Annotated in this window: 6 protein-coding genes and 1 tRNA gene; 6 read left to right on the top strand and 1 reads right to left on the bottom strand. The window is 64.0% G+C overall.

All coding sequences use genetic code 11. The annotated features are described in order from the left end of the window. The 6 genes from A2J03_RS01650 to A2J03_RS30830 all read left to right on the top strand — a co-directional run. A partial coding sequence (locus tag A2J03_RS01650) for an acyl-CoA dehydrogenase family protein (RefSeq protein WP_197480559.1) occupies nucleotides 1-631 on the top strand: 631 nt, incomplete at its 5' end. Nucleotides 632-676: 45 nt separating this feature from the next. Further along, on the top strand, nucleotides 677-1,900 hold the full coding sequence (locus tag A2J03_RS01645) for an acyl-CoA dehydrogenase family protein (RefSeq protein ID WP_068368833.1): 1,224 nt from the start codon (nucleotides 677-679) through the stop codon (nucleotides 1,898-1,900). A gap of 167 nt (nucleotides 1,901-2,067) precedes the next feature. Further along, on the top strand, nucleotides 2,068-2,403 hold the full coding sequence (locus A2J03_RS01640; RefSeq protein WP_068368830.1) for a YciI family protein: 336 nt from the start codon (nucleotides 2,068-2,070) through the stop codon (nucleotides 2,401-2,403). A gap of 14 nt (nucleotides 2,404-2,417) precedes the next feature. After that, nucleotides 2,418-3,671, top strand: a complete 1,254-nt coding sequence (locus tag A2J03_RS01635; RefSeq protein WP_068368826.1) for an RNA polymerase sigma factor — start codon at nucleotides 2,418-2,420, stop codon at nucleotides 3,669-3,671. A 190-nt stretch (nucleotides 3,672-3,861) separates the two neighbouring features. Next, a complete protein-coding gene (locus tag A2J03_RS01630; protein ID WP_231912321.1) occupies nucleotides 3,862-5,421 on the top strand; it encodes an acyl-CoA synthetase in 1,560 nt (519 codons plus the stop codon). A gap of 73 nt (nucleotides 5,422-5,494) precedes the next feature. After that, entirely contained in the window at nucleotides 5,495-5,653 is a 159-nt protein-coding gene (locus tag A2J03_RS30830) for a hypothetical protein (RefSeq protein WP_197480558.1), read from the top strand. Between the two features lie 160 nt (nucleotides 5,654-5,813). Here A2J03_RS30830 and A2J03_RS01620 read toward each other — a convergent pair. After that, nucleotides 5,814-5,890, bottom strand: a tRNA-Met gene (locus tag A2J03_RS01620). Nucleotides 5,891-6,000 lie beyond the last annotated feature (110 nt).

Here is a 6,000-nt window from a genome sequence, read left to right as displayed (position 1 = left end):
CGTCGTACCCGCCGCCGGCAGTTCCGAGCTGTTCATCGTGGCTGCCGAACTGGAAGGCCGCCCGGCGTTCTTCATCGTCGAGTCCGACACCAAGGGCCTCGTCGTCGAAGCCGATCCCAGCATGGGACTTCGCGCAGCCGGCCTCGGTCGTCTCGTGCTCACCGATGTCGCGGTTCCCGAGTCCGCGCTTCTCGGTGACGGTGACGCAGACCAGCGTGCCCTCGATTACGCCGACGCCATCAGCCTCGCACGTCTCGGCTGGTCGGCTCTCGCGGTCGGAACCGGTCAAGCCGTCCTCGACTACGTCATTCCGTACGTCAACGAGCGTGAGGCGTTCGGAGAACCCATCAGCAACCGCCAGGCCGTCGCCTTCATGGTCGCGAACATCGCGATCGAACTGGACGGTTTGCGGCTGGTGACTCTGCGCGGCGCGTCACGCGCCGAACAGGGTAAATCGTTCGCCCGCGAAGCCGCGCTCGCGCGACGCCTCGCGGCCGAGAAGGGCATGCAGATCGGTTCCGACGGCGTGCAGTTGCTCGGCGGACACGGATTCACCAAGGAACACCCCGTGGAACGCTGGTACCGCGACCTCCGCGCCGTCGGTGTCACCGAGGGCATCGTCCTCATCTGATTCGCCCCCATCTTCTCGAGAACCCCGCCAAGGAATCGATAAACCATGATCAATCTCGAACTACCCAAGAAGCTTCGGGCGCAAGCGAATCAGGCACACCAGGTCGCGGCCGAGATCTTTCGCCCCATCTCCCGCAAATACGACCTGGCTGAGCACGAATATCCAGTCGAGCTCGACACGATGGCCTCGATGGTCGAGGGCATGTCCGACGCCGGCACCGAAGTCGGTGGCGCAGCGGGCGGTCGTGAGAAGGACAGCGAGAACGCCAAGAAGCCCAGCAAGACGGCGAACGCGAACGGCGGCAACATGGCCGCTCTCGTCAATGTCATCGAGACGTGCTGGGGCGACGTCGGTCTGACGCTGTCGATCCCCTACCAGGGTCTCGGAAACTCGGCCATCGCTGCCGTCTCCACCGACGAGCAGCTGGAGCGTTTCGGCAAGGTCTGGGCTTCGATGGCCATCACCGAGCCCAGTTTCGGATCCGACTCCGCCGCAGTCACCACTACCGCCGTTCTCGACGGCGACGAGTGGGTCCTCAACGGCGAAAAGATCTACGTCACTGCGGGCGAGCGATCGACGCACATCGTTGTATGGGCGAGCGTCGACAAGTCCAAGGGCCGCGCCGCGATCAAGTCTTTCGTCGTCCCACGTGACGCTCCAGGCCTCAGCGTCGCGCGTCTCGAGCACAAGCTCGGCATCAAGGCCTCGGACACGGCGGCATTGCTGCTCGAAGACTGCCGGATCCCGAAGGACAACCTCCTCGGCTCGGCCGAGGTGAACACCGAAAAGGGATTCGCGGGCGTCATGCAGACGTTCGACAACACGCGTCCGCTCGTCGCCGGCATGGCCATCGGCGTCGCACGTGCGGCACTCGAAGAGTTGCGTTCGATCCTCGTCGAGGCCGGGGTCGAAATCTCCTACACCACTCCCGCATACAACCAGCACGCAGCGGCAGCCGAGTTCCTTCGGCTCGAAGCGGACTGGGAAGCGGCGCATCTGCTCGCGCTGCGGGCAGCATGGATGGCAGACAACAAGGAGCCGAACTCGCTGCAGGCCTCGATGGCAAAGGCGAAGGCCGGTCGCTCCGCCACCGACATCACCCTCAAGGCCGTCGAACTCGCGGGAAGCTACGGCTACTCGGAGCGGTTGCTGCTCGAGAAGTGGAGCCGCGACTCGAAGATTCTCGACATCTTCGAGGGCACCCAGCAGATCCAGCAGCTGATCGTCGCTCGACGAGTGCTCGGAAAGACATCCGCCGAGCTGAAGTAGATTTTCTGCCCATGCACGAAACTGCATGCACGAGACCCCGTAGCCGTCCCGGTTGCGGGGTCTCGTGCATGGGGCGAAAGAAAGTCCTCGGGCCGTGTCGAAAACAAGCATTCCCATTCGTCGTCATCATGTAAGCCACGTAAGGACACGAGATACGGGAGACCATCATGAAGTACATGCTGCTGATCAATGCACCGAGCGCCGAGTTCGACAACGGCTGCTCCGTGGAGGACTGGGTCCAGTTCGGCAAGGAGATGCAGGACGCCGGAGTGTGGGTCACCGGGCATGCGCTGGCAGACCTCACGACAGCCACGACTGTCCAGGTCGATTCGGCAGGAGCCCGCAGCGTCACCGACGGTCCCTTCGCCGAGACCCGAGAGGTCCTGGGCGGCTTCGAGGTCATCGACGTGCGTGATCTCGACGCAGCCCTCGACTGGGCGGCTCGCTGCCCAGGCTCGCGCGGCGGCGGTTCCGTCGTGGTCCGGCCGATCGCCGAGTTCTGACGCTGTCGACGCCGATGAGCGACTACACGCGCGCATCCTTGGAATCGGTGTTCCGCGAGGAACACGGACGCCTGCTCGCGACGCTCGTCCGTCGGTACGGAGACCTCGATCTTGCCGAGGAAGTCACGTCCGAGGCCCTCGAAGCCGCACTGCATCACTGGCCGATCGACGGCGTTCCGCGCAAGCCCGGTGCCTGGCTGCTCACCACAGCCAGGCGTCGGGCCGTGGACCGACTACGGCGCGATCAGTCCTACGCAGCCAAGCTGGCGATCCTGCACGTCGAGCAAGACAGTGCAGCGCCGGTCTCACCAGCAGACGAGCCGTCACAGGAGTTTCCGGACGAGAGACTCCAACTCTTCTTCACCTGCGCGCACCCTGCCCTGCAGTCCGACGATCGGTTGGCGATCACCCTCCGCTGCCTCGCGGGCCTCACCACGGCCGAGGTCGCCCGGGCGTTCGTGATTCCGCCGTCGACGGCCGCTCAACGAATTTCTCGGGCCAAGAAGAAGATCCGCGACGCCCGAATTCCCTTTCGAGTTCCCGACACCGGCGAACTCCCCCAGCGATTGCCCGGGGTATTGCAGGTGGTCTACTCGATCTTCACCGAGGCGTACTCCGCGTCGTCCGGCGAGAATCTGATTCGCCTCGATCTCGCCGAAGAGGCGCTTCGCCTCGGCCGAATCCTTCGTGCACTGCTGCCGAACGAGCGGGAGGGGTCGGGACTTCTCGCCCTCATGTTGTCGACCCACGCGCGTCATGCTGCGCGTACCCGCGACGGGATGGTTCTGATGCTCGATGAACAGGATCGCGGACTGTGGGATCGGGACATGATCGCCGAAGGGTCAGCCCTTGCCGTCCACGCTCTCACCGGTGGCAACCCTGGCCCCTACGGTGTGCAAGCCGCGATCGCTTCCCTGCACGCCGAGGCCCCTACGGCCGCAGAGACGGATTGGCCGCAGATCGTCGAATTGTTCGGGGTACTCGCCACCATCGCACCGTCGCCGATCGTGTCGCTAAATCGCGCGGCCGCGGTGGCCATGCGCGACGGCCCACACGTCGGCCTCGAACTACTCGAATCGCTTCGGAGCGATCCACAGTTGCAGAGCTACCACCCGTTTCATGCGGCGCGGGCGGACCTGTTGTGTCGGTGCAACCGATTCGACGAGGCTGCCGGCGACTTCAGACGAGCACTCGTACTGGCCGGGTCCGAGCCCGACCGCAGATACCTTCGACGGAGGCTGATAGAGGCCGAACGAAACGACGGATAGCCGCCGTACGACTGTTCACCTGTGAAGCCGCCCGACCGCGTCGACGGGGAACTAGGATCGCGTACGCAGGGCGCAGCGCACGCAGCTGTACCGAGGGATCTGTAGGGGGATGATCGTGTCGGTCAAGCAGAACGTGGCGCGCCACCACACGTTGTCGCACATCATCGGTGGGGTCGCTGCCGTCCGTGTGATGAACAGAGCGGGGCTGGTCCCGTTCCCGAGGCTCGATCATGGAATCGCCTCACTGCGCGCGGTAGCGAAGTACGGGCCGTTCGCGGGGCCGGTTCACGCGAACGCCAGAGCTGGAGTGACGTCACCGGCGATCGTCGACGAACTCGGACCACTGTCCTACGTCGAGCTCGAGCAGTACTCGAACGCGGTGGTGCGAGGGTGGGCGAAGGACGGCATCGGAGCCGGATCGGTCATGGGAGTCATGGCCCGCAATCATCGTGGCCTGGTGCTGACAATGCTTGCTGCGGCCAAAGCCGGTGTCAGGCTCGTGATGATGAACACCGGCTTCGCTCCGCCACAACTGGCCGATGTGTCCGTTCGGGAGCAAATCGGGTCGTTCGTGTACGACGAGGAGTTCTCGGCAGTGGCTGCTGCGCTCGCACCCGAGGTCACGCGGTACCTGGCGTGGTCTCAGTCCCCCAACCCGGACGCTACCCCGCTGGATGATGTTCGAGCAGCCAACTCCATGGACGCCGTCCCGGCTCCCGAGTCGCAGGGAGGCTTCGTCTTACTTACCAGCGGCACCACTGGAACGCCGAAAGGCGCACCGCGCGAACATACCTCACCGCTCGCTTCGGCTCAGTTCCTCGACCGCGTCCCGCTGCGACGTGACCAGACGATGATCATGTCAGCGCCGATCTTCCACGGCACCGGGCTGTCCCAATTCGCGTTGGCGCTCGCTCTGCGCAACACGGTCGTGATGCATCGGAAGTTCGATCCTGCGAACACGATGCAGCTCGTAGCGCGATACCGAGCAGATTCTCTCGTGCTGGTACCGACGATGCTGCAGCGAATAGTCGACTTGCCTGCCGACACACTGTCGTCCTACGACACATCCTCGCTTCGGATTCTCTTCGCATCCGGTTCGGCGATCTCGCCCGAGCTGTGCCGCCGAACAGCCGCAGCATTCGGGCCTGTCCTGCACAATCTCTACGGCTCCACCGAGGTTGCAGTCGCAACAGTCGCCACACCCGAGGACCTCGAACGCGCGCCCGGAACTGCAGGCAGGCCGCCTGTCACTTGCCGGGTCGAATTGTTCGACAGCGACGGCAATCCCGTCCGCGGAGCAGGTGCCGTTGGACGCATCTTCGTCGCGAGCGGCCTGAGCTTCTCCGGCTACACCGACGGCCGCGACAAGGAACGCATCGACGGGATGCTGTCGACGGGCGACGTGGGCCATTTCGATGCCGACGGTTTGTTGTTCGTCGACGGCCGCGACGACGACATGATCGTCTCCGGGGGCGAGAACGTGTACCCCTTGGAAGTCGAGAACTTGCTTGCCGAGCATCCCGACATCATCGAGGCAGCCGTGCTCGGCGACTCCGACCCGGAATTCGGACAAAGATTGAAGGCGTTCGTCGTGCCGACTGCGAGTTCGCCCCGTGATGCCGACGCGATCCGGTCGTACGTCAAGGAACATCTCGCCAGATACAAGGTGCCACGGGACATCGTTTTCGTCGACGAACTTCCCCGCAACGCGACGGGAAAGATCCTGCGGCGCGTCCTCGGCGAACTCTAGTGGACCGCCGTCACTCACCGGGACGACCTGGTAGAGAATGAGGTACACGGTCGACGCGGAGGAGAGCAGCAGAATGTCCGATTGGGCGAAGAAGATCAAGGACGAAGCCAGAGGTTTGATCGCCGAGGCCGAGCAGGAGCTGACCGTCCTCGAAGGTGGCGACACCGTCGACCTGACAGCCGACGTGCCCGAGGACGACGACACCCCCGATACAACCGCAAGCGACACCTAGACGCTCTTGGGAGCTGATCATCGAGTCATTCGCGCAAGGCGCGGCGGTGACTCGATGATCTTCTGGATCGTGGAGCGGCTTCAGGTACGCACATGCGAACGTGTTCGACGACCAAAAGAGTTCGAGGTCGGTACTCGAATGAGTACCGACCTCGAACTAGTGGTAGCGGGGACAGGATTTGAACCTGCGACCTCTGGGTTATGAGCCCAGCGAGCTACCGAGCTGCTCCACCCCGCGCTGCAAGACACGAAGTTACCCGACGGCAACGACTGATTGCAAATCGCATGTACAGCAAGCGAACATGCCGCTGGGCGCGCGCCGCGACGGGCGGGATACCGGTCGACCGC

The organism is Rhodococcus sp. EPR-157 (assembly GCF_001647195.1).
In the GTDB taxonomy this organism is placed as follows: Bacteria; Actinomycetota; Actinomycetes; order Mycobacteriales; family Mycobacteriaceae; genus Rhodococcoides.
This window is presented reverse-complemented; position numbering and strand designations above follow the sequence as displayed.